This is a genomic window from Pseudomonas sp. AD21 (assembly GCF_002878485.1).
GTDB lineage: Bacteria > Pseudomonadota > Gammaproteobacteria > Pseudomonadales > Pseudomonadaceae > Aquipseudomonas.
In genome coordinates, this window is sequence record NZ_NQYG01000083.1 from 1 (window position 1) to 20,830 (window position 20,830).

Sequence of the window (20,830 nt, forward strand, 5' to 3'; positions counted from 1 at the left end):
GCAAAAGGCAAAAGGCAAAAGGCAAAAGGCAAAAGGCAAAAGGCAAAAGGCAAAAGACAGAAACAAAAACGGAGCGTTCGCACGCTCCGTTTTTCGTTCAGGTCGAGATTACTTGCCGACCTGCTTTTCCTTGATTTCCGCCAGGGTCTTGCAGTCGATGCACAGATCCGCAGTAGGACGGGCCTCGAGGCGCTTGACGCCGATCTCGATGCCGCAGGACTCGCACCAGCCGTACTCTTCGTCCTGGATCAATTCGAGGGTCTTGTCGATCTTCTTGATCAGTTTGCGCTCGCGGTCGCGGGCGCGCAGCTCAAGGGCGAACTCTTCTTCCTGGCTGGCACGGTCGGCCGGGTCAGGGAAGTTGGCCGCTTCGTCTTTCATGTGATCAACAGTGCGGTCGACTTCCTGCATCAAGTCCTGTTTCCACTTGTTCAGGATCTTGGTGAAGTGCGCGCGCATTGGGGCGCCCATGTACTCTTCACCTTTCGCCGGAACATAAGGTTCGAAACCGCTGATCGTCTGATTCTGCTGTTGCTTTGCTTGGGTGGGCATGAAATGGACCGCCTCTACTCTTGTAATCCATTGCGCAGGATTGCTCCATCACCGACACCTGCCGGCCCTGCGGCTGCAAGCGGGCGAACTTACCAGATCAATTCGGCCTGCGCTACTCCCGGATGTCGAGGCCCCGGCGGGTGGCGCTTGCAAATGTTTGGCAAGCCGTGTCTGGTGGTGCTGAAGACCTGTTCAATCACTGATTTTAGTCAATCCTGGAGCGTACGCTCATCTCGTTACAGTCCAGTGTTCTTGAGGGTGTGACCGCGATGGGTTCTCGCTCGTTCCGGCAGATGGGTAGAATCGTCTCTTTTTCCCGTCGAAGGAAGGCCAATGGCTCAGCCCTACAGTGCGCGCAGTCGTGCGATCGAACCGTTCCATGTGATGGCGCTGCTGGCGCGGGCCAACGAATTGCAGGCCGAAGGTCACGACGTGATCCACCTGGAAATCGGCGAGCCGGACTTCACCACAGCCGAGCCGATCATCCGTGCCGGGCAAGCGGCGCTGACGGCGGGCAAGACCCGCTACACCGCCGCGCGGGGCATTCCCGAGCTGCGCGAGGCGATTTCCGGTTTCTATCAACAGCGTTATGGCCTGAACATCGATCCGCGCCGGATTCTGATCACCCCCGGTGGCTCCGGCGCCCTGTTACTGGCCAGTGCCTTGCTGGTCGATCCCGGCAAACACTGGTTGCTGGCGGATCCCGGTTACCCGTGCAACCGGCATTTCCTGCGCCTGGTTGAAGGCGCGGCGCAACTGGTTCCGGTCGGGCCGGAGGTGCGTTATCAACTGACCCCGGATCTGGTGGCACGGCATTGGGATCACGACAGCGTCGGTGCGTTGGTGGCTTCGCCGGCCAACCCGACCGGGACGATCCTGACCCGTGATGAGCTGGCCGGGTTATCCACAGCGATCAAGGCGCGGCACGGGCATCTGGTGGTGGACGAGATTTATCACGGCCTGACCTACGGCACCGATGCGGCGAGCGTGCTGGAGGTCGATGACAGCGCCTTTGTGCTCAACAGTTTCTCCAAGTATTTCGGCATGACCGGTTGGCGCCTCGGCTGGCTGGTGGCGCCTGACGCGGCGGTCGGCGAATTGGAAAAGCTCGCGCAGAACCTCTACATCAGTGCTCCGAGCATGGCGCAGTACGCCGCTTTGGCCTGTTTCGAGCCGGACACGATCGCCATTCTCGAAGAGCGCCGCGCTGAATTCGGTCGCCGTCGCGACTTCCTGCTGCCGGCGTTGCGCGAGTTGGGTTTCAACATCGCCGTCGAGCCGGAAGGGGCATTCTACTTGTACGCCGATATCAGCCAGTTCGGCGGAGATGCCTTCGCGTTCTGCCGGCATTTCCTCGAAGTCGAGCACGTTGCCTTTACTCCGGGCCTGGATTTCGGCCGTTATCAGGCCGGCCATCATGTGCGATTTTCCTACACGCAAAACCTCCCTCGCCTACAGGAAGCGGTGGAACGGATCGCCCGTGGCTTGAAGAGCTGGCAAGGCTGATGCGTTTTTATCCGGCTCTGGAAGAGGCGCGGCTGATCCGCCGCTACAAACGTTTTCTCGCTGATGTTGAAACGGTCAATGGCGAGCTGATGACCCTGCACTGCCCGAACACCGGTTCGATGCTCAATTGCCAGGTTGAGGGCGGCCAGGTGTGGTTCAGCCGTTCCAACGATCCCAAGCGCAAGCTGCCCGGGACCTGGGAAATCGGCGAAACCCCGCAGGGCCGGCTGTTCTGTGTGAATACTGGCCGCGCCAACGCCTTGGTCGAAGAAGCGTTGCAAGCCGGGGTCATCAGCGAGTTGAACGGATTCACAGCGCTCAAACGAGAAGTGGCCTACGGTCAGGAAAAGAGCCGCATCGATTTTCGTCTCGAATACCCGAACGGCCCGGCCTACGTGGAAGTGAAAAGCGTCACCCTGGGTTTCGACGGGACGAATGTGGCGGCGTTTCCCGATGCGGTCACCCAGCGCGGCGCCAAACATCTGCGGGAGCTGGCGCATCTGGCCCGTGACGGCATTCGTGCGGTGCAGTTGTATTGCGTCAATCTCAGCGGGATCGAGGCGGTGCGTCCGGCCGAGGAAATCGATTCGGCCTACGCCGACGCACTACGCGAAGCGGTGGCGTGCGGGGTCGAGGTGCTGGCTTATGGCGTACGGTTAAACCATGAAGAGATGGTGATCGACCGACGACTGGACGTTTTGCTCAACGGTTAAACATCGATCCATAGCCCTTGCGCGTCTTCGCGGCAAGGGATGGCGGTCAGGGATTGCCCGGCGCAGGGACCGGCGACACATTCGCCGTCCTCGATCAGAAACAGTGCGCCGTGGGTGGCGCACTGGATCAGGCTGTTGCTCGGGTCGAGAAACTGGTCGGGCTGCCACTCCAGCCCGACACCGCGGTGCGGACAACGGTTGAGATAGACATAAACCTGACCCGCGCGGCGCACGGCAAACAGTTTGTTTCCGTCGATGTCGAACCCACGGCTGCCGGCCTCGGCCAGATCGGCGCCGGCGCACAAAAACTTCATGGCTATCCTCAAGTGTCGGCTCGTTACGGGAAATGTCCGAGCTTGACGTTTAAATGCAAACAATTATCAAATGGCCGCCTTCATCCGCCATGCGGTGACCGATGCCTAGGATACTTGGCCCATTGTCCCGATGCGCGGAAAAACCTGTTCAAGGAAGCTGTGTATGCGCCTGATAACCCGCGTGGCTGTGCTGTGTGTCGGACTTTTGGTCAGTCACCAGGTTGCAGCGGCCGATCTGCCGCAACGTTGGGTGAGCGCCGGCGGCGGATTGTCTGAGTGGGTCAGTGCGTTGGGCGGCGAGTCGAAACTGGTCGGCGTCGACACCACCAGTCAGCATCCGGAATCATTGAGGGCACTGCCGAGCATCGGCTATCAGCGCAGTCTGTCTTCGGAAGGCATTCTCAGCCTGCGCCCGGACATTCTGATCGGTACCGAAGAAATGGGCCCGCCGCCAGTACTGGCGCAAGTGAAGAATGGCAAAGTGCAGGTGGAGCTGTTTTCCGCGCAGCCGGACCTGCCCACCCTGAAAAAAAACGTCACACACCTGGGGCAGTTGCTCGGCGCCGAGACGCAAGCGGCTCAACTGCTGCAAAGTTATCAACAGCAACTCGATGTGCTGAAACAGCGAGTCAGTCAATTGCAGGCCGATCACAAGGCGCCGGGCGTTCTGGTGCTGATCGGGCATGCGGGTGGCAAACCGTTGATTGCCGGCAAGGACACCACTGCCGACTGGCTGCTGCAACAGGCCGGCGGGCATAACCTGGCGACGCATACCGGTTATAAACCGTTTTCTGTGGAATCACTGGCGGGGCTCGATCCTGAAGTATTGGTGTTCGCCGATCGCGCGTTGAGCGGTGAAGCGGCGAAAACGGCGCTGTTCAAGGAAAACCCGATTCTTGAATCAAGCCGCGCGGCCAAGGCCGGACGGGTGCTGGAGCTGGATCCGACGCTGCTGGTCGGCGGGCTCGGGCCGCGTTTGCCGGCGGCGTTGCTGCGTCTGTCTGACGGTTTCTACCCGACCAAGGGCAACCCATGACCACACTGGTCAAACCCCGCCGCCTGTTCATCGGCCTGACGCTGTTGTGTCTGCTGGCCATCTGGTTGTCATTGGCGCTGGGGCCGGTCAGCCTGCCGCTGTTCGATACCTTGCGCGCGGCGTTGCGCATGCTCGGTGTGCCGCTGGCGCCGGACGGTCTGGAGCAGGCTGAGCTGATTCTCGGGCAGATTCGCTTGCCGCGCACCTTGCTTGGGCTGGCCGTCGGCGGTGTGCTGGCGCTGTCCGGTGTGGCGATGCAGGGCTTGTTTCGCAATCCGTTGGCCGATCCCGGGTTGGTCGGGGTGTCCAGCGGTGCAGCATTGGGCGCGGCAATTGCGATTGTCGGTGGCTCGTTTTTTGGCGGTTTGCCGGAGTGGTTCGGGCCTTATCTGTTATCGGCGTGTGCGTTTCTCGGTGGACTCGGGGTGACGGCGCTGGTCTATCGGCTCGGACGTCGAAACGGCCAGACCAACGTGGCGACCATGCTGTTGGCGGGGATTGCCCTGACGGCGCTGGCAAGCTCAGCGGTGGGGCTGTTCACCTATCTGGCGGATGACGCGACCCTGCGCACGCTGACGTTCTGGAACCTCGGTAGCCTCAATGGCGCCAGTTACGCGCGGCTCTGGCCTTTGCTGATCATCAGCGCCGGCGTTGCGCTGTGGTTGCCGCGCCGCGCCAAGGCGCTGAATGCGCTGTTGCTCGGTGAGTCGGAGGCAGGGCATCTGGGCATCGATGTCGAGCGGCTCAAGCGCGAGTTGGTTTTTTGCACCGCGTTGGGTGTTGGTGCAGCAGTGGCGGCAGCGGGGATGATCGGTTTCGTCGGACTGGTGGTGCCGCATCTGGTGCGCCTGCTGGCCGGGCCGGATCATCGCGTGCTGCTGCCAGCCTCGGTGTTGGCCGGGGCCAGCCTGTTGTTGCTGGCGGATCTGGTGGCGCGGCTGGCGTTGGCGCCGGCGGAGTTGCCGATCGGCATTGTCACCGCTTTTATCGGCGCGCCGTTCTTCCTTTATCTGCTGTTGCGAGGACGTGCCTGATGCTGCGTGCGCACAATCTGCATATCCGTCGCGACCGCAAGACGGTGCTCAGCGGCGTCACCCTGCAACTTGAACCGGGTGAAGTGCTGGGCGTGCTGGGGCCGAACGGCGCGGGTAAAAGCACATTGCTCGGTGCCCTGTGCGGTGAGCTGGTGGCCAGTGAAGGCGAAGTTTCGCTGGATGGTCAGGCCTTGAGTCACTGGACGGGCACGCAGCGCGCCCAGCGTCTGGCGGTGTTGCCGCAGGTGTCGACGCTGGACTTTGCCTTTCACGTCGAAGAAGTGGTCGGCATGGGGCGGCTGCCTTATCAAAGCGGTCGGGTGCGCGATGACGAGATTGTCGCGGCAGCGCTGCACGCGGCGGATGTCGGGCATCTGAGCGGTCGCAGTTATCTGGCGCTGTCAGGTGGCGAGCGCCAGCGCGTGCATCTGGCCCGGGTGCTGGCGCAGTTGTGGCCGGGGCTGGCCGGGCAAAGCTTGTTGCTGGACGAGCCGACGTCGATGCTCGATCCGCTGCATCAACACACAACGCTGCAAGCGGTGCGTGAATTTGCCGACCGTGGCGCGGCAGTGCTGGTCATCCTGCATGATCTGAACCTGGCGGCGCGCTATTGTGATCGTGTGTTGTTGCTCGAAGGCGGGCGCCCGGTGGCACTGGATACGCCGCGGCAGGTATTGCGTCCGGATACACTCAAAGCCGTGTTCGGTCTCGAAGTATTGGTGCAGCAGCACCCGGAGCGCGGGCATCCGCTGATCATCGCCCGCTGACGTTTCATCGAGGTGATGGCATGCGCGGGATGTGGCTCTTGATCGTGTTGCTGCTGACGGGGTGTCAGCATGTTGCCGCGCCGCCGGTCAGCGGCGAGATTCGCGATCTGCGCAGCGGTCAGGTGCTGACGGCACAGGAACTGCTGACGCGTTTGGCCGAGCCGCAACAGCTGATCATCGGCGAGCAACATGACAATGCCGATCACCACGCTGCGCAGTTGTGGCTGTTGCAGGCGCTCGGTGAGCAGCGCCCACAGGGCAGTTTGCTGCTGGAAATGCTCACGCCTGATCAACAGCCGAAAGTTGATCAAGTTCGCCCTCCCGCAACGCCGCCCAGTGATCTTCCCGGCGCATTGGCCTGGCAGGACGGTTGGGACTGGAATCTCTATGGTCCGATCGTTCGGTTCGCCCTCAAGCAACCCTATCCGCTATTGGCGGGCAATCTGGATAACAGCGAAATCCGCGCGTTCTATCGTCAGCGGCCAGGTTTGAATGGTGTTCGCAGTAATGCGGCCTCGGTGAAGGCCACGCTGCTTGAGCAGATCAGCGATTCCCATTGCGGCTTGCTGCCCCAATCGCAAATGCCGTCGATGCTCGCGGTTCAGCAGCAGCGCGATCGGCGCATGGCCGAACGCTTGATGGCGGCGCCAACACCAGCCCTGCTGTTGGCAGGTGCCTGGCATGCGCGCAAGGATGTTGGCGTGCCGCTGCATGTTCTGGATCTGGGCGCAGCCCAAGCGCCAATGGTGCTGATGCTGGCCGAGCAGGGCGCCGAGGTTACTGCGGCGATGGCCGATTACGTCTGGTACACCCCGGCGACGCCAGCGCAGGATTACTGCGCGCAGATGCGCAAACAGTTCGGCCAATGACTTTTCCACAGGCAAAAAAAGACCCGGTAAAAACCGGGTCAAATAACCGTGATTAGCCTGATGAGGAGATAATCTGAGAGTCCGAACCAAGGGCTTTTCAGAATATCGACTGATCTCGCGATCAGTTGTGATAATCATAGCGATTCTCATTAGCGAGTCAACCACTGTTTTTCCATTTACTTGATTTAGTCGTGGAAATGGCCGGAATGCCCCGCAAACACGGGACTTAACGCTGACCTTTGATGGCGATCAGTTGGGTGATCTGCTGGTTGAGCTGGCCGATGCGCCGAGCCATGCTCTCAATCAGGCTGTGCGCAATTTTCGGATTGTTGCGGGTCATGTTCAAAAACTGATCGCCGGGAATCAGCATCACGGTGCTCGGCTCGCGAGCGATGACCGTGGCGTTGCGCGGTTCTCCCGTGAACACCGCCATGGCGCCGAAAATCTCGTCCTTGGGCACTTCGCCGACCTTGTGCCCGTCAACAAACGCCTCGGCATGCCCATCGATGATCACGAAGACGTGATCGGCCACATCGCCCTGCTGAATCAACACTTCACCGCTCTCGACCCGTTTGAAGCCATTGGTGCTGCGAAACTCCCGGGGTTTCAGTTCGGCCACGGCGTGGGCGAGCATTGCCATCTGACCCAGCAGATACTCCAGCAGCTGCTCGGCCCGCTCAGGCTCGGCAAGCAAGTGTTGAAGAAGATCGGTGCGCCGATATGGCAGCAATCGCAATGGCCCTTCACTGCACAGACGGCAATCGGCCCAGGCCGGGCCCTGCTGCAAACCGATCAAGTCGCCTTCCTGCCAATAAAAAACCGCTCGACCGCCCATGCAGCCGTTGATCACGCCTTCTGTCAGCAGAAACAACTGATCGTCGGGTAATTGTCTTAGCAGATCGTCAGAAGTTTCGTACTCAATTACCGGCCCGCACGGCGCGAGTCCTTCGAGCCAGCGTACAGGCAAGCTCTGCAAACGATTGATCAGTGCATCGACAGGTGCCGATTGTTCCCCAAGCAGATACATGGCCGTCAGCGCCTGTTCAATTCTTGTGTCGCGAGGAAATAGCTTCGAGCTGCTTGTTCAAGGCGTCTTTGCGTTCGGCAGGGATGTCGTTCCAGTGCACATCCATCAGCGCCCCTTCGATCGCATACAGCAACACCTTCGATGCGCGAAACCCGCGGGTACGCACCGCCCGATAGGCGTCCACCGCCCCCAGGCGACGCAAGTCCGAGGCGCTGTGGATGCCCACGGCATGCAGCCACTGCGCCGACGTCTTGCCAAGATTCTTCAGGTGTTGCAGTTCATCATTCATCAAGCCTCCTTGCGACGGCCGAATGGTGCGTGGGCGAGCTTCTCAGGAGTGTAGCCATCAGTAGGAAAAGCGTGGTTGTTTGGTCGGATTCAACGCAAACGCTTCTAAGAAAGGGCGCTTGAACGGCCTGCGAAAGCAGATAAGGAGGGGGGAACACAAATCAATGCAGGAGTGAACCTGCTCGCGATGGCGGACTGGCAGGTACACATGTGTTGAATATTAAACCGCTATCGCGAGCAGGCTCACTCCTACAGGGAAGGCGTCGTGTCACGGAACAATGAGGCTATCAGCGAGTGCGATAACGCAAACGCGTGCCGAAATTCATCGACATCAGAATCTCGTCCGCACTCAACTCGACCGGGAAGTACGCGCCGGAAATCTGCGCATGAGCGAGGCTCGCTCCTTCAAGCGAAGCATTGCGGAAATCGATGCCACGCAAATCGGCGGAACGAAAGTAGGCGTCCCTGAAATCCACGCCATCGGCGTTCAGTTCACGCAGGTCAAGTCCGCGGAAGTCGCCGCCAACCATATCGATCGGGCCGTCTTTCGGTCGTTCCTTGTTGAAGCCTGCAATATCGTCTTTGTGCAACAAGGCATACAGCGGGGTGTCGAGAAGTTTCGGCTGGCTCATGTCAGATCACCTGTTGGTTTTATGACGCCAGTATAGTGCCACTATTTGATGGCCGTGAAGCAAGCGAGGGCTTCACGGCCGAAATAGTTTCTTACAAGCCAGGCAGGCGTTGACGGATCTGCGCGACCACGGTGTCCAGCGTACCGGATTCATTGGTCTGTACGCGCTTGCTGCGCAGGATTTCTTCCGGCGTCAGCGCTTCGCGATTGGCCTGTTGCGCTTCGATCACCGCCAGAGTGGCGTCGGACGGATCCTGTTTATCCGCCTGGCGAATCGCCAACCAGCTCTCGATGACCGCTTGTGGCGCGTTGCAGTCGAGGATCAGGAATGGCGTACCGGTGGCTTCGGCGATCTTTGCCGCGCTATCGCGCTGCGCGCGCTTGAGGTAAGTGGCATCGATCACCACCGGGAACCCGGCGTGCAGGATCACTTCGGCGATTTCATGCAGGCGCACGTAGGTTGCGGCGCTGGCGTCGGCACTGTAAATCCCGGCCTGCACGTCGTTGGCAACGGTTTGCTCGCCGAACAGGCGCTTGCGCTCGACGTCGGAACGCAGGCGGATCGCCCCCAGTGCTTCGACCAGACGCATCGCCACATGGCTCTTGCCGACAGCCGATACACCGTGGGTGATGGCCATGAAGCGCGAAGGAATGGTGCTGTAGCTTTCCGCCAGGTTGGCGTAGTTGCGGTATTGGCGCAGGGTGGTGGCGCGCTGCACTGGCGTGGCGTCGGCCGGCATGCTGAACAGCGCAACCTTGGCGCGAACCAGAGCGCGGTAGGCTTTGTAGAAATTCAGCACTTCCAGGCCTTTATAGTCGCCGGTCAGCTCCAGGTACTGGCTGATGAAGCGACGGGCCAGGGATTTCAGGCCACGGTCTTCAAGGTCCATCGCCAGGAAACCGGTGTCGGCCCACACATCGGTGAAGCGGAACGGTTCGTTGAATTCGATGCAATCGAAGATCACCACCTTGCCGTCGATGACAGTAGCGTTGCCCAGGTGGATATCACCGTGGCATTCGCGGGTGAAACCCTCGGCTTTACGCTGGGCGAACAGTGGCTTGAGGCGTTCGAAGCTGCTTTCGGCCCAGGCTTTCAGCGCTTCGAGTTGCAGCAGGTCGTTTTTGTCGCTGAGGAACGGCAGGATCTGTTCGAAGTTTTGCGAGACTGGGGCCATCACGCTGTCTGGCGTGCCGGCGTCGTGCTCGGCCGGGACTTTCGGCGCGCTGAGGTGGAATTTGGCGATCTGCTCGGCCATCTCGTCGATGTGCTGAGTGGTCAGTTCGCCATTGGCTTGCAGGGTGCTGAGAAAGCCGGTCTGCGGGAACTGACGCATTTTCAGCACGTATTCGATTGCCGGGCCATCGCCGCCCAGTTGTGGCGCCTCGACGCTGCCGGTCACCGGCAACACTTCCAGATACAAATCGTCGGTCAGGCGCTGGTTCAGGCGCAGCTCTTCAGCACAGAAATGTGCGCGGGATTCGAGGCCAGTGAAATCGAGGAAGCCGAAATTCACCGGTTTCTTCACTTTATAGGCAAAGGGGCCAGTGAGGATCACCCACGAGATATGGGTTTCGATGACCTGGAACCCCTCGACAGAGTGCGGGTAGAGGGCCGGGTTTTGCAGGGCAGCGATCAGTGACTGGCTCACGGGCGATCCTTCAGAGACTGGGAAATTCGAGGTCGCCATTATGGCCGCTCGCCAGCCGGACGCAAACCTCGGAGCGCTCCTGTTGAGTATGAATAAAGTGCGTATAATCCGCCGCCATGACTCGAACTCGATCCCCCCGTACCAAGAAAAAACCACCTGCCAAGGGCCTGAGCCCATGGCTGGGTTGGGCCATTAAACTCAGTCTGGTCGGCCTTGTGGTGCTGGCCGGCTTCGCCGTTTACCTCGATGCTGTGGTGCAGGAGAAGTTCTCCGGCAAGCGCTGGACCATTCCGGCCAAGGTATACGCGCGTCCGCTCGAGCTGTTCGTCGGACAGAAGCTCAGCAAGGACGATTTCCTGACCGAGCTCGACGCCCTCGGCTATCGCCGCGAAGCCGTGAGCAATGGCCCCGGCGCTGCTGCCGTCAGCGGCAATACCGTCGATCTGAATACTCGCGGCTTCCAGTTCTATGAAGGCCTGGAAAAAGCCCAGCCGGTGCGCGTGCGCTTCTCCGGCGATTATGTGGCGGAGCTCTCGGGGCTCAATGGTTCGAAACTGTCCGTGGTGCGACTTGAGCCGCTGATGATCGGCGGCATTTATCCGAAAAATCTTGAAGACCGCATCCTGATCAAGCTCGATCAGGTGCCGCCGTACTTGCTGGAAACCCTGGTTGCGGTTGAAGACCGCGACTATTACAGCCACTGGGGCGTTTCGCCGAAATCGATTGCCCGGGCCATTTGGGTCAACACCTCTGGCGGTAAGATGACCCAGGGCGGCAGCACGCTGACCCAGCAGTTGGTGAAGAACTTCTACCTCACCAACGAACGCAGCCTGAGCCGCAAGCTCACCGAAGCGATGATGGCGATGCTGCTGGAGCTGCATTACGACAAAAAAGAAATTCTTGAGGCGTACCTCAACGAAGTCTTCGTCGGGCAGGACGGTCAGCGTGCGGTGCACGGCTTCGGTCTGGCCAGCCAGTTCTTCTTCGGCCAGCCATTGTCCGAGCTGAAACTGCATCAGGTTGCGCTGCTGGTCGGCATGGTCAAAGGCCCGTCCTATTACAACCCGCGCCGCAATCCCGAGCGCGCGCTTGAGCGTCGCAATCTGGTGCTCGACGTGCTTGAGCAGCAAGGCGTGGCGACTGCCGAACAGGTCGAAGCGGCGAAGAAAATGCCACTGGGTGTAACCACTCGCGGCAAGTTGGCCGACAGCTCGTTCCCCGGCTTCATCGATCTGGTCAAACGTCAGTTGCGCGAAGACTATCGCGACGAAGACTTGACCGAAGAAGGTCTGCGGATCTTCACCAGTTTCGACCCGATTCTGCAGATGAAAGCCGAGGCCTCGGTCAACGACACCTTCAAGCGTCTGGCCGGACGCAAGGGCTCCGACGACGTGGAAGCGGCGATGGTCGTGACCAACCCGGAAACCGGCGAAGTCCAGGCGATGATCGGTAGCCGTCAGGCCAGTTACGCCGGTTTCAACCGGGCGCTGGATGCCGTGCGGCCGATCGGTTCCCTGGTGAAGCCTGCGGTATATCTGACTGCGCTGGAGAAACCGAGCCACTACACGCTGACCAGCTGGCTGTCGGATGATCCATTGTCGGTCAAAGGTGCGGACGGCCAGGTGTGGAAGCCGCAGAACTACGACCGTCGCTCCCACGGCACGGTATTCCTCTATCAGGGGCTTGCGCATTCCTACAACTTGTCGACTTCGCGTCTCGGCCTGGAAGTCGGTGTGCCGAATGTGCTCAAGACCCTTGCACGTCTGGGCGTGACCCGTGAGTTCCCGGCGTATCCGTCGATGTTGCTGGGTGCTGGCGGCATGACTCCGATCGAAGTGGCGACCATGTACCAGACCCTCGCCAACGGTGGTTTCAACACGCCGATGCGCGGGATTCGCAGCGTACTGACCGCCGAGGGCGAGCCGCTCAAGCGTTATCCGTTCCAGATTGAGCAGCGTTTTGATCCGGCGTCTATCTACCTGATCCAGAACGCCATGCAGCGCGTGATGCGCGAAGGTACCGGCAGCTCGGTTTATAACGTGCTGCCCAAGACCCTGACGCTGGCCGGCAAGACCGGTACCAGTAACGATTCGCGTGACAGCTGGTTCGCCGGCTTCAGTCAGGATCTGCTGGCGGTGGTCTGGCTCGGTCGTGACGACAACGGCAAGACCCCGTTCACCGGCGCGACCGGTGCGTTGCAGGTCTGGACCAGTTTCATGCGCAAGGCCGATCCACTGCCGCTGGACATGCCGCAGCCGGACAACATCGTCCAGGCGTGGGTCGATTCGCGTACCGGACAAGGCTCTGATGCCAACTGTCCGGGGGCGGTGCAGATGCCGTATATTCGCGGCAGCGAACCGCCACCCGGCGCCGCGTGTGCAAGCGAAACGCCTGCTTCGCCGGAGTCGGTGATGGATTGGGTCAAGGGCTGGATGAATTAAGCAAAGAGGGTTTCAAGTGAACAAGTGGTTGATTCCAGCGGTGACCGCCGTGGCTTTGCTCAGCGGCTGCTCTACCGTACAGCGTGGTTCGATTCCGGTGGTGGATTCCGGCACAACCGTGTCCAACAGCGAACGCCTGTCGGCCAACGGCGGTTTCCGCAAGACGACGGTCAAACGCCCAGTGCAAGGCCAGGCGCAATCCCAGGCCATCCCGCAGGGCGATACCGGCGTGGTGGTGATGGTGCCGGGTGGTGGTGCCACGACATCGGCGCCGATCAGCACCTCGCCGATCGTTCCAGGCCCGGCTTCCGGGGGTATCACTCCGGGGCCGTACAATCCGTCGCCGGTCCAGTCGGCGCCGATCAACACGGGCAGCTACAGCATGCCTTCGACGCCAAGCGGCATTCCTTCGGCCAGCAGCAGCGGCGGCGGTCTGTCGGCAGACGAGCAACTGGACGGTCCGGTGCTCGCCTTGCTGACTACTGCACAACAGCAGCAGGCCGGCGGCGACCTCAACGGTGCATCCTCCAGCCTGGAGCGTGCCCAACGCGTCGCCCCGCGTGAGCCGCAAGTGCTTTATCGTCTGGCGCAAGTGCGCATGGCTCAGGGGGATGCACCGCAGGCCGAGCAATTTGCCCGTCGTGCGTTGACCATGGCCAACGGCCGTCCGGATCTGCAAGCCAACCTGTGGGAAATCATCGCGCAGTCCCGTGAGAAGCAGGGCGATGCCGCCGGCGCAGCGCTGGCTCGTCAGAAGGCCAAGGTTTCGCTCTGATGGATACTCGCTTCCCGAAAATCGCCGATCAGTTGTTGCTTATCGAGCGCGAACTGCGCACGCAGGGTTGGTGGGATGAGGTTCAGCCATCGGCCGAAGCCCTGAGCAGTGTCGAACCGTTTTCGGTCGACACGCTGGATTTCGAACAATGGCTGCAATGGATCTTCCTGCCGCGGATGAAGATGATCCTCGAGCAGGATCTGCCGCTGCCCAATGCCTCGGGCATTCAGGAAATGGCCGAAATGGTCTTCGCCCAGCGCAATCTGCAGGGCAAGGATCGACAACTGCAGGTGCTGCTCAAAGAGTTCGACCTGCTGATCACCGCTTCGCGCTGAACCGCAAACTGCCAGTACCTACTGGCAGTTCTGCGCTATCTGTTTCTGTGCTTCGACGATGCGCTCCTGCCGTTGCGCATCGTCGAGGCGCCGCAGTTTTCCCTCCACTTCTTCTCTCAAGCGCGGATTGTTCTGCAATTGCGCCAGGTTCGTCCGTGCCTGCTCGCAAAACGCCTTGAGCTGCGTCTGCTGCTCCGCCACCTGTTTTTTCACCTTGTCGTCGATGGCTTTCTGATCGCCCAGCGCACCGCTGCCCGGCATTGCTGCAGGTTTTGGCGGGGGCGAGGAGGGTGTTTGCACGGTGGTGGCCGGCTGCCCTTGCGGAGGCTGCGCATCGAAGTGCGTGACGCCTTGGGCATCGACCCATTTGTAGATCTGAGCGGCCGAGCACCAGGGGCTGAGGCCGATCAGCAGAGTTAACAGAAGCGTTCGCATGCTGATTCCTTGGCAAAATTGCGCAATTGACGCTAACAGAGTAGCGGTTTTCAGGTTTTTTCTTGCGTTCTCATGTGCTTACCCACAATTAAGCACATTGACGGCTTGACTTGAGGAGGGCGAAACAGAAGAATCCAAAGTCCGCTGTAGAGGGACTGCCAGAAGCAGACCCACTCGGTAGATCATGAGGCGCATATCCGCGTCGACCTGTTACACCCGCAACGCGTTACCTCGCGCTGGGTGGGAAAGGCCCGCAACACTTGGGACGATCCCAATACTTGCTCAGTCAGTGCTGACGTAGTCGGCGACCACCGTCGCTCATGCTCTGCCGAGAAGTAAACCTATTAAGACCCGCCCCTTTTTGTGGACGGTATTCTGGCGTTTTAGAGGTGAACAACGTGGAGCTTTTATCTGGCGGTGAGATGCTCGTCCGCTTCTTGCGTGACGAAGGCGTCAAATATATCTACGGGTACCCGGGTGGTGCTCTCCTGCATGTTTACGATGCCCTGTTCAAAGAACCGGAAGTGACCCACATCCTGGTTCGTCACGAACAAGCGGCTACCCATATGGCTGACGGCTACGCCCGTGCCACCGGTAAAGCCGGCGTGGTATTGGTGACTTCAGGTCCTGGCGCCACAAACGCCATCACCGGTATCGCCACCGCCTATATGGATTCGATTCCAATGGTGATCATTTCCGGTCAGGTGCCAAGCACCATGGTCGGCACCGACGCGTTCCAGGAAACCGACATGATCGGTATTTCCCGGCCGATCGTGAAGCACAGCTTCATGATCAAGCACGCCTCGGAAATCCCGGAAGTCATGAAGAAGGCGTTCTACCTGGCGCAATCCGGTCGTCCGGGCCCGGTCGTGGTCGATATCCCGAAAGACATGACCAACCCAGCCGAGAAGTTCGAATACGTTTTCCCGAAAAAAGCCAAGCTGCGTTCCTACAGCCCGGCCGTACGCGGTCACTCCGGGCAAATCCGCAAGGCGGCAGAAATGCTCCTGGCGGCCAAGCGCCCGGTCATGTATTCCGGTGGCGGCGTGATCCTCGGCAACGGTTCTGCACCGCTGACCGAACTGGCCAAAATGCTCAACCTGCCAGTGACCAACACCTTGATGGGCCTGGGTGGTTTCCCTGGCACCGACCGTCAGTTCATCGGCATGCTCGGTATGCACGGCAGCTACACCGCCAACCTGGCGATGCACCATGCCGACGTGATTCTGGCTGTCGGCGCGCGTTTCGATGACCGTGTGATCAACGGCGCGGCGAAGTTCTGCCCGAACGCCAAGATCATCCACATCGACATCGACCCGGCTTCGATCTCCAAGACCATCAAGGCCGACGTGCCGATCGTTGGCCCGGTGGAAAGCGTCCTGAGCGAAATGGTCGCGATCCTCAAGGAAATCGGCGAGACCCCAAACAAGGAGTCCGTGGCCAGTTGGTGGAAGCAAGTCGATGAATGGCGCGGTGATCGCGGCCTGTTCCCTTATGAAAAGGGTGACGGCAGCCTGATCAAACCGCAAACCGTGATCGAGACCCTGTGCGAAGTGACCAAGGGCGATGCCTTCATCACGTCCGACGTGGGTCAGCACCAGATGTTCGCTGCGCAGTACTACACGTTCAACAAACCGAACCGCTGGATCAACTCCGGTGGCCTGGGCACCATGGGCTTCGGTTTCCCGGCGGCCATGGGTATCAAGTTGAGCTTCCCGGATGACGACGTTGCCTGCGTCACCGGCGAAGGCAGCATCCAGATGAACATCCAGGAGCTGTCGACCTGCCTGCAATACGGCTTGCCGGTGAAAATCGTCATCCTGAACAACGGTGTTCTGGGGATGGTTCGTCAGTGGCAGGACATGAGCTACGGCAGCCGTCACTCGCATTCCTACATGGAATCGTTGCCTGATTTCGTCAAGCTGGCTGAAGCCTACGGTCACGTCGGCGTGCGCATCACCGATTCGAAAGATTTGAAGTCGAAGATGGAAGAAGCGTTCGCCATGAAAGATCGTCTGGTGGTGATCGATATTTCGGTCGATACCAGCGAGCACGTCTATCCGATGCAGATCAAAGACGGCTCCATGCGCGATATGTGGCTGAGCAAGACGGAGCGTACTTAATCATGCGGCACATTATTTCCCTGCTTCTGGAAAACGAACCCGGCGCTTTGTCTCGCGTAGTCGGCCTGTTCTCGCAGCGCAACTACAACATCGAAAGCCTGACGGTGGCCCCGACCGAAGACCCGACCCTGTCGCGTCTGACGCTGACCACCGTTGGCCACGATGAAATCATCGAGCAGATCACCAAAAACCTGAACAAGCTGATCGAAGTGGTCAAGCTGGTGGACCTGTCGGAAAGTGCTCACATCGAGCGCGAGCTGATGCTGGTCAAGGTCAAGGCCACTGGCGCCCAGCGCGCCGAGATCAAACGCACCACCGATATTTACCGTGGACAGATCGTCGATGTCAGTGCCAGCGTGTATACCGTTCAATTGACCGGTACCAGCGACAAGCTCGACAGCTTCATTCAGTCCATCGGCACCGCATCGATTCTGGAAACCGTCCGTAGCGGCGTGACCGGCATTGCCCGCGGCGACAAAGTACTCAGCATCTAAACCAAATTAGCGAATGGCCTGAACGGCCTGGATATATAGGGGAAATTCATGAAAGTTTTCTACGATAAAGACTGCGACCTGTCGATCATCCAGGGCAAGAAAGTTGCCATCATCGGTTACGGCTCCCAAGGCCACGCTCAAGCGTGCAACCTGAAAGACTCCGGTGTCGACGTTACCGTCGGTCTGCGTAAAGGTTCGGCTACCGTTGCCAAGGCTGAAGCCCATGGCCTGAAAGTGACTGACGTTGCTTCCGCTGTTGCTGCTGCCGACCTGGTCATGATTCTGACCCCGGACGAGTTCCAGTCTTCCCTGTACAAAAACGAAATCGAGCCGAACATCAAGAAAGGCGCCACCCTGGCCTTCTCCCACGGCTTCGCGATTCACTACAACCAGGTTGTTCCGCGTGCCGACCTCGACGTGATCATGATCGCGCCGAAGGCCCCGGGCCACACCGTACGTTCCGAGTTCGTGAAGGGCGGCGGTATCCCTGACCTGATCGCGATCTATCAGGACGCCTCGGGCAACGCCAAAAACGTTGCACTGTCCTACGCGGCAGGTGTTGGTGGCGGTCGTACTGGCATCATCGAAACCACCTTCAAGGACGAGACCGAAACCGACCTGTTCGGCGAGCAAGCCGTTCTGTGCGGCGGTACCGTTGAACTGGTAAAAGCCGGTTTCGAAACCCTGGTTGAAGCTGGCTACGCGCCAGAAATGGCCTACTTCGAGTGCCTGCACGAACTGAAACTGATCGTTGACCTCATGTACGAAGGCGGTATCGCCAACATGAACTACTCGATCTCCAACAACGCCGAATACGGTGAGTACGTGACCGGTCCGGAAGTGATCAACGCCGAATCCCGTCAGGCCATGCGCAATGCCCTGAAACGTATTCAGGACGGCGAATATGCCAAAATGTTCATCAGCGAAGGCGCAACCGGCTACCCTTCGATGACCGCCAAGCGTCGTAACAACGCCGCTCACGGCATCGAAATCATCGGCGAGCAACTGCGCTCCATGATGCCGTGGATCGGTGCCAACAAGATCGTCGACAAAGCCAAAAACTAAGTCGTCGTCCCTTGTATGAAAAAACGCGGCCTCGGCCGCGTTTTTTCGTTTGAGCCGGCGGTTCTGGTATAAAGCTGCAGCGTTTGTGGTCGAACCGTCGTCCCAGACACCTGTCGAAACTTTCCAAATACGTTGCAAGGTAATGTCCATGAGCGAACGTCCCGAAGAGCCGAACCAGGCTTCTGACGCCGAAAGCCTGCTGCCCATCGATGAACACGTCGAGGAAGGGCACGACGCAGAAGGTCGTAAAGTCCGGCATCGTGGTATCTATCTGCTGCCGAACCTGTTCACCACTGCGAATCTGTTTGCAGGGTTTTATTCCATCATCAACTCGATGAGTGCCCAGGCTGCCTTGAGCGCCGGGGACTCTGCGAACGCGAGCAAGTATTTTGCTTTCGCCGCGATCGCGATCTTCGTCGCCATGGTGCTCGACGGCCTCGATGGCCGTGTCGCGCGCATGACCAATACGCAAAGCGCATTCGGTGCCGAGTATGACTCGCTGTCCGACATGGTTGCCTTTGGTGTGGCGCCGGCGCTGCTGGCCTTCGGCTGGGCGCTGGGTGACATGGGCAAGGTCGGCTGGATGGTTGCCTTCATCTATGTGGCCGGTGCGGCGTTGCGTCTGGCGCGTTTCAACACCCAGGTCGGTACGGCTGACAAGCGCTACTTCATCGGACTGGCCAGCCCAGCAGCTGCCGGCGTGGTGGCGGGGATCGTCTGGGCGTTCAGCGACTACGGAATCCAAGGTTCGAAGATGTCGTTCCTGGTCGCCTTGATGGTGGCGGCTGCCGGCATGCTGATGGTCAGTAATATCAAGTACAACAGCTTCAAGGAACTGGATCTGAAGGGCCGTGTGCCGTTCGTGGCGATCCTCGCCGTGGTGCTGGTGTTCGCTGTGGTCTTCAGTGATCCGCCGCGAATTCTGCTGCTGGTCTTCCTCGCTTACGCCGCTTCCGGCCCGGTGCAATACCTGTTGCGTCTTCGTCGCCACAAAAACGCCGAGTGATGTAATTTCCCGCATACTCCGCAGTCTATGGGTGCATCTGTCCTCCAAAGCTGCGGAGTTGCCATGCTGATCAAAATCCCCAAAGCGTCCGACTGCCATGAGTCGGACGTCACGCCTGAATCCATTTATCTTTCTCGTCGACAGCTGCTCGGAGCTACCGCGGCCGGCATCGCCGTGAGCAGCTTGCCGCGTTGGGCTGTCGCAGAAGATGCGGCGCGCTATGCCGACGTCGATCCTGGCAAGGCGCCGGCCTGGTTTGCCGACAAACTCCCGTCTACCAAATGGGGCGCGGTCAACGTCAAGGATGAGGCGATCACGCCATATAAAGACGCGACCCACTACAACAACTTCTATGAGTTCGGTACCGACAAGGGCGATCCGGCTGCTAATGCCGGTTCGCTGAAAACCGAGCCGTGGAGCGTGGTTGTGGATGGGGAGGTGGGGAAGCCTGGACGCTATGCGCTGGAAGACTTCATTAAACCGTATCAGTTGGAGGAGCGTATCTATCGACTGCGCTGTGTTGAGGCGTGGTCGATGGTTATCCCGTGGATCGGTTTTCCGATCTCTGCACTGCTCAAGCAAGTCGAGCCAACCTCTAACGCCAAGTACATTCGGTTTGAAACCCTGCAGGATCCCAAGAGCATGCCCGGTCAGCGCTCTGGTTTTGCCCTGATTGACTGGCCATATGTAGAAGGCTTGCGCCTGGACGAGGCGATGAATCCGTTGGCGATTCTGGCGGTGGGTATGTATGGCCGCGAGTTGCCGAATCAGAACGGTGCGCCGCTACGCTTGGTAGTGCCGTGGAAGTACGGGTTCAAAAGCGTCAAATCTATTGTGCGGATCAGTCTGGTCAGTGAGCAGCCAAAAACAACGTGGCAAAGCATTGCGGCAGATGAATATGGCTTTTATGCGAATGTGAACCCGACGGTTGATCACCCGCGCTGGACGCAAGCGCGGGAGCGGCGATTGCCGAACAGCCTGTTCAAGCCGAATGTACGCGATACGCAGATGTTCAACGGCTACTCGGATGAAGTCGCTTCTTTATATACAGGGCTCGACTTGCGGAAGAACTACTGATGCGATTTCCGTTCTGGCGTATAGGCGTTTTCATTTCGGCGGCGATCTGGCCGATGCTCTGGTTGTATCAAGCGCTTGAGGATTTGCTTGGGCCAGACCCCGGCAAGGTGTTGGTGGATCGGCTCGGGCTGGGGACGCTGGTGCTTCTGCTGATTACCTTGAGCATGACGCCTCTGCAGAGACTTACCGGGTGGGCAGGGTGGATCGCCGTGCGTCGGCAGTTGGGACTTTGGTGTTTTGCCTACGTGGTTTTGCACCTGTGCAGCTATATGGCATTTATTCTGGGTTTCGATTGGTCGCAACTGGCGGTCGAGTTACGCAAGCGGCCTTACATAATAGTAGGGGCGCTGGGTTTTCTTGGGCTGCTGGCGTTGGCGGTGACGTCCAATCGCTACAGTCAGCGTCGTATGGGGCTGCGTTGGAAGAAACTGCATCGCCTGGCATATGTGATTCTGGGGCTCGGTTTGCTGCACATGCTGTGGATCGTGCGCGCTGATCTGGAAGAGTGGGCGATCTATGCCTTTATAGGTGCTGTGCTTCTGGCGTTGCGTATCCCTCCTGTAATGCGTCGGATCCCGCGTTTGCTGGCTAAAAAGCAGGTTTTGCAAGAAAAGCGAAATTAACGGTTGACGGCAGATTTCAGATGTCTATAATTCGCCCCACTTCCGGCGCAGTCGAAACGGAAAACTCATT

At 59.4% G+C, this 20,830-nt stretch carries 22 protein-coding genes; 15 read left to right on the top strand and 7 right to left on the bottom strand.

Going from position 1 to position 20,830, the window contains the following annotated elements; translation table 11 throughout:
• Positions 1-108: 108 nt before the first annotated feature.
• Positions 109-552 (bottom strand): RNA polymerase-binding protein DksA, encoded by a 444-nt coding sequence (gene dksA, locus PseAD21_RS27105; protein ID WP_102358821.1) that lies wholly within the window; start codon positions 550-552, stop codon positions 109-111.
• A gap of 333 nt (positions 553-885) precedes the next feature.
• On the opposite strand from dksA, the gene PseAD21_RS27110 reads away from it, so the two are divergent.
• A complete protein-coding gene (locus tag PseAD21_RS27110; RefSeq protein WP_102358822.1) occupies positions 886-2,058 on the top strand; it encodes a pyridoxal phosphate-dependent aminotransferase in 1,173 nt (390 codons plus the stop codon).
• Complete coding sequence (gene sfsA / locus PseAD21_RS27115) at positions 2,058-2,771, top strand: DNA/RNA nuclease SfsA (RefSeq protein WP_102358823.1); 714 nt, start codon at positions 2,058-2,060, stop codon at positions 2,769-2,771. Before PseAD21_RS27110 ends, sfsA begins: the two co-directional genes overlap by 1 nt.
• Here the strand turns inward: sfsA and PseAD21_RS27120 are convergent.
• Complete coding sequence (locus PseAD21_RS27120) at positions 2,768-3,085, bottom strand: Rieske (2Fe-2S) protein (RefSeq protein WP_102358824.1); 318 nt, start codon at positions 3,083-3,085, stop codon at positions 2,768-2,770. The two genes, sfsA and PseAD21_RS27120, sit on opposite strands and share 4 nt — an antisense overlap.
• A 163-nt stretch (positions 3,086-3,248) precedes the next feature.
• On the opposite strand from PseAD21_RS27120, the gene PseAD21_RS27125 reads away from it, so the two are divergent.
• The 4 genes from PseAD21_RS27125 to PseAD21_RS27140 are packed head-to-tail and all read left to right on the top strand — an operon-like array spanning position 3,249 to position 6,791.
• A complete protein-coding gene (locus PseAD21_RS27125) occupies positions 3,249-4,121 on the top strand; it encodes a hemin ABC transporter substrate-binding protein (protein ID WP_102358825.1) in 873 nt (290 codons plus the stop codon).
• 50 nt (positions 4,122-4,171) lie between these two features.
• Positions 4,172-5,155, top strand: a complete 984-nt coding sequence (locus tag PseAD21_RS27130; RefSeq protein WP_178082177.1) for an iron ABC transporter permease — start codon at positions 4,172-4,174, stop codon at positions 5,153-5,155.
• Positions 5,155-5,922, top strand: a complete 768-nt coding sequence (locus PseAD21_RS27135; RefSeq protein WP_102358827.1) for a heme ABC transporter ATP-binding protein — start codon at positions 5,155-5,157, stop codon at positions 5,920-5,922. The genes PseAD21_RS27130 and PseAD21_RS27135 overlap by 1 nt, the downstream gene beginning before the upstream one ends.
• 20 nt (positions 5,923-5,942) lie before the next feature.
• The gene (locus PseAD21_RS27140; protein WP_102358828.1) at positions 5,943-6,791 is read left to right on the top strand and encodes a ChaN family lipoprotein; all 849 of its coding nucleotides are present in this window, start codon (positions 5,943-5,945) and stop codon (positions 6,789-6,791) included.
• Between the two features lie 226 nt (positions 6,792-7,017).
• Here the strand turns inward: PseAD21_RS27140 and PseAD21_RS27145 are convergent, their stop codons facing one another.
• The 4 genes from PseAD21_RS27145 to PseAD21_RS27160 all read right to left on the bottom strand — a co-directional run bounded on the left by PseAD21_RS27145 (position 7,018) and on the right by PseAD21_RS27160 (position 10,386).
• Positions 7,018-7,818, bottom strand: a complete 801-nt coding sequence (locus PseAD21_RS27145; RefSeq protein WP_102358829.1) for a Crp/Fnr family transcriptional regulator — start codon at positions 7,816-7,818, stop codon at positions 7,018-7,020.
• Positions 7,819-7,834: 16 nt separating this feature from the next.
• Positions 7,835-8,107, bottom strand: a complete 273-nt coding sequence (locus PseAD21_RS27150; RefSeq protein WP_003228231.1) for a TfoX/Sxy family protein — start codon at positions 8,105-8,107, stop codon at positions 7,835-7,837.
• A 286-nt stretch (positions 8,108-8,393) separates the two neighbouring features.
• Complete coding sequence (locus tag PseAD21_RS27155; RefSeq protein ID WP_102358830.1) at positions 8,394-8,738, bottom strand: pentapeptide repeat-containing protein; 345 nt, start codon at positions 8,736-8,738, stop codon at positions 8,394-8,396.
• A gap of 91 nt (positions 8,739-8,829) precedes the next feature.
• Positions 8,830-10,386, bottom strand: coding sequence for a bifunctional aminoglycoside phosphotransferase/ATP-binding protein (locus PseAD21_RS27160; protein WP_102358831.1), 1,557 nt, complete (start codon positions 10,384-10,386; stop codon positions 8,830-8,832).
• Between the two features lie 116 nt (positions 10,387-10,502).
• Here PseAD21_RS27160 and mrcB point away from each other — a divergent pair, with 116 nt between their 5' ends.
• Genes mrcB through PseAD21_RS27175 form a run of 3 tightly spaced genes read left to right on the top strand, consistent with a single transcriptional unit; the run spans position 10,503 to position 13,937 of the window.
• A complete protein-coding gene (gene mrcB / locus PseAD21_RS27165) occupies positions 10,503-12,827 on the top strand; it encodes a penicillin-binding protein 1B (protein ID WP_102358832.1) in 2,325 nt (774 codons plus the stop codon).
• Positions 12,828-12,843: 16 nt separating this feature from the next.
• On the top strand, positions 12,844-13,602 hold the full coding sequence (locus tag PseAD21_RS27170; protein ID WP_102358833.1) for a tetratricopeptide repeat protein: 759 nt from the start codon (positions 12,844-12,846) through the stop codon (positions 13,600-13,602).
• Positions 13,602-13,937 (top strand): YqcC family protein, encoded by a 336-nt coding sequence (locus tag PseAD21_RS27175; RefSeq protein ID WP_102358834.1) that lies wholly within the window; start codon positions 13,602-13,604, stop codon positions 13,935-13,937. Before PseAD21_RS27170 ends, PseAD21_RS27175 begins: the two co-directional genes overlap by 1 nt.
• Positions 13,938-13,955: 18 nt before the next feature.
• Here the strand turns inward: PseAD21_RS27175 and PseAD21_RS27180 are convergent, their stop codons facing one another.
• Positions 13,956-14,372: a DUF4124 domain-containing protein gene (locus PseAD21_RS27180; protein ID WP_102358835.1), complete on the bottom strand. Its 417-nt coding sequence runs from the start codon at positions 14,370-14,372 to the stop codon at positions 13,956-13,958.
• 398 nt (positions 14,373-14,770) lie between these two features.
• On the opposite strand from PseAD21_RS27180, the gene PseAD21_RS27185 reads away from it, so the two are divergent.
• From PseAD21_RS27185 to msrQ, 6 genes are all read left to right on the top strand, one after another.
• Complete coding sequence (locus PseAD21_RS27185; protein WP_102358839.1) at positions 14,771-16,495, top strand: acetolactate synthase 3 large subunit; 1,725 nt, start codon at positions 14,771-14,773, stop codon at positions 16,493-16,495.
• Between the two features lie 2 nt (positions 16,496-16,497).
• Positions 16,498-16,989, top strand: a complete 492-nt coding sequence (ilvN, locus tag PseAD21_RS27190; protein ID WP_003205610.1) for an acetolactate synthase small subunit — start codon at positions 16,498-16,500, stop codon at positions 16,987-16,989.
• A 48-nt stretch (positions 16,990-17,037) separates the two neighbouring features.
• Positions 17,038-18,054 carry a ketol-acid reductoisomerase gene (gene ilvC / locus PseAD21_RS27195; protein WP_003228216.1) on the top strand — a complete coding sequence of 339 codons (1,017 nt, stop codon included), beginning with the start codon at positions 17,038-17,040 and terminating at the stop codon, positions 18,052-18,054.
• Positions 18,055-18,202: 148 nt separating this feature from the next.
• Complete coding sequence (gene pssA / locus PseAD21_RS27200) at positions 18,203-19,060, top strand: CDP-diacylglycerol--serine O-phosphatidyltransferase (RefSeq protein ID WP_102358836.1); 858 nt, start codon at positions 18,203-18,205, stop codon at positions 19,058-19,060.
• Between the two features lie 63 nt (positions 19,061-19,123).
• Positions 19,124-20,137, top strand: coding sequence for a protein-methionine-sulfoxide reductase catalytic subunit MsrP (gene msrP, locus PseAD21_RS27205; protein ID WP_102358837.1), 1,014 nt, complete (start codon positions 19,124-19,126; stop codon positions 20,135-20,137).
• Positions 20,137-20,760, top strand: a complete 624-nt coding sequence (msrQ, locus tag PseAD21_RS27210) for a protein-methionine-sulfoxide reductase heme-binding subunit MsrQ (protein ID WP_102358838.1) — start codon at positions 20,137-20,139, stop codon at positions 20,758-20,760. Before msrP ends, msrQ begins: the two co-directional genes overlap by 1 nt.
• Positions 20,761-20,830: the final 70 nt, after the last annotated feature.

Bases quoted from the DNA above. Each gene is read 5' to 3' on its own strand.
- ilvC (WP_003228216.1), top strand. From the start codon at position 17,038: ATGAAAGTTTTCTACGATAAAGACTGCGACCTGTCGATCATCCAGGGC.
- ilvN (WP_003205610.1), top strand. From the start codon at position 16,498: ATGCGGCACATTATTTCCCTGCTTCTGGAAAACGAACCCGGCGCTTTG.
- msrQ (WP_102358838.1), top strand. From the start codon at position 20,137: ATGCGATTTCCGTTCTGGCGTATAGGCGTTTTCATTTCGGCGGCGATC.
- PseAD21_RS27125 (WP_102358825.1), top strand. From the start codon at position 3,249: ATGCGCCTGATAACCCGCGTGGCTGTGCTGTGTGTCGGACTTTTGGTC.
- PseAD21_RS27110 (WP_102358822.1), top strand. From the start codon at position 886: ATGGCTCAGCCCTACAGTGCGCGCAGTCGTGCGATCGAACCGTTCCAT.
- PseAD21_RS27135 (WP_102358827.1), top strand. From the start codon at position 5,155: ATGCTGCGTGCGCACAATCTGCATATCCGTCGCGACCGCAAGACGGTG.
- PseAD21_RS27175 (WP_102358834.1), top strand. From the start codon at position 13,602: ATGGATACTCGCTTCCCGAAAATCGCCGATCAGTTGTTGCTTATCGAG.
- dksA (WP_102358821.1), bottom strand. From the start codon at position 552: ATGCCCACCCAAGCAAAGCAACAGCAGAATCAGACGATCAGCGGTTTC.
- PseAD21_RS27180 (WP_102358835.1), bottom strand. From the start codon at position 14,372: ATGCGAACGCTTCTGTTAACTCTGCTGATCGGCCTCAGCCCCTGGTGC.
- pssA (WP_102358836.1), top strand. From the start codon at position 18,203: ATGAGCGAACGTCCCGAAGAGCCGAACCAGGCTTCTGACGCCGAAAGC.
- mrcB (WP_102358832.1), top strand. From the start codon at position 10,503: ATGACTCGAACTCGATCCCCCCGTACCAAGAAAAAACCACCTGCCAAG.
- PseAD21_RS27140 (WP_102358828.1), top strand. From the start codon at position 5,943: ATGCGCGGGATGTGGCTCTTGATCGTGTTGCTGCTGACGGGGTGTCAG.
- PseAD21_RS27145 (WP_102358829.1), bottom strand. From the start codon at position 7,818: ATGTATCTGCTTGGGGAACAATCGGCACCTGTCGATGCACTGATCAAT.
- sfsA (WP_102358823.1), top strand. From the start codon at position 2,058: ATGCGTTTTTATCCGGCTCTGGAAGAGGCGCGGCTGATCCGCCGCTAC.
- msrP (WP_102358837.1), top strand. From the start codon at position 19,124: ATGCTGATCAAAATCCCCAAAGCGTCCGACTGCCATGAGTCGGACGTC.
- PseAD21_RS27120 (WP_102358824.1), bottom strand. From the start codon at position 3,085: ATGAAGTTTTTGTGCGCCGGCGCCGATCTGGCCGAGGCCGGCAGCCGT.
- PseAD21_RS27155 (WP_102358830.1), bottom strand. From the start codon at position 8,738: ATGAGCCAGCCGAAACTTCTCGACACCCCGCTGTATGCCTTGTTGCAC.
- PseAD21_RS27150 (WP_003228231.1), bottom strand. From the start codon at position 8,107: ATGAATGATGAACTGCAACACCTGAAGAATCTTGGCAAGACGTCGGCG.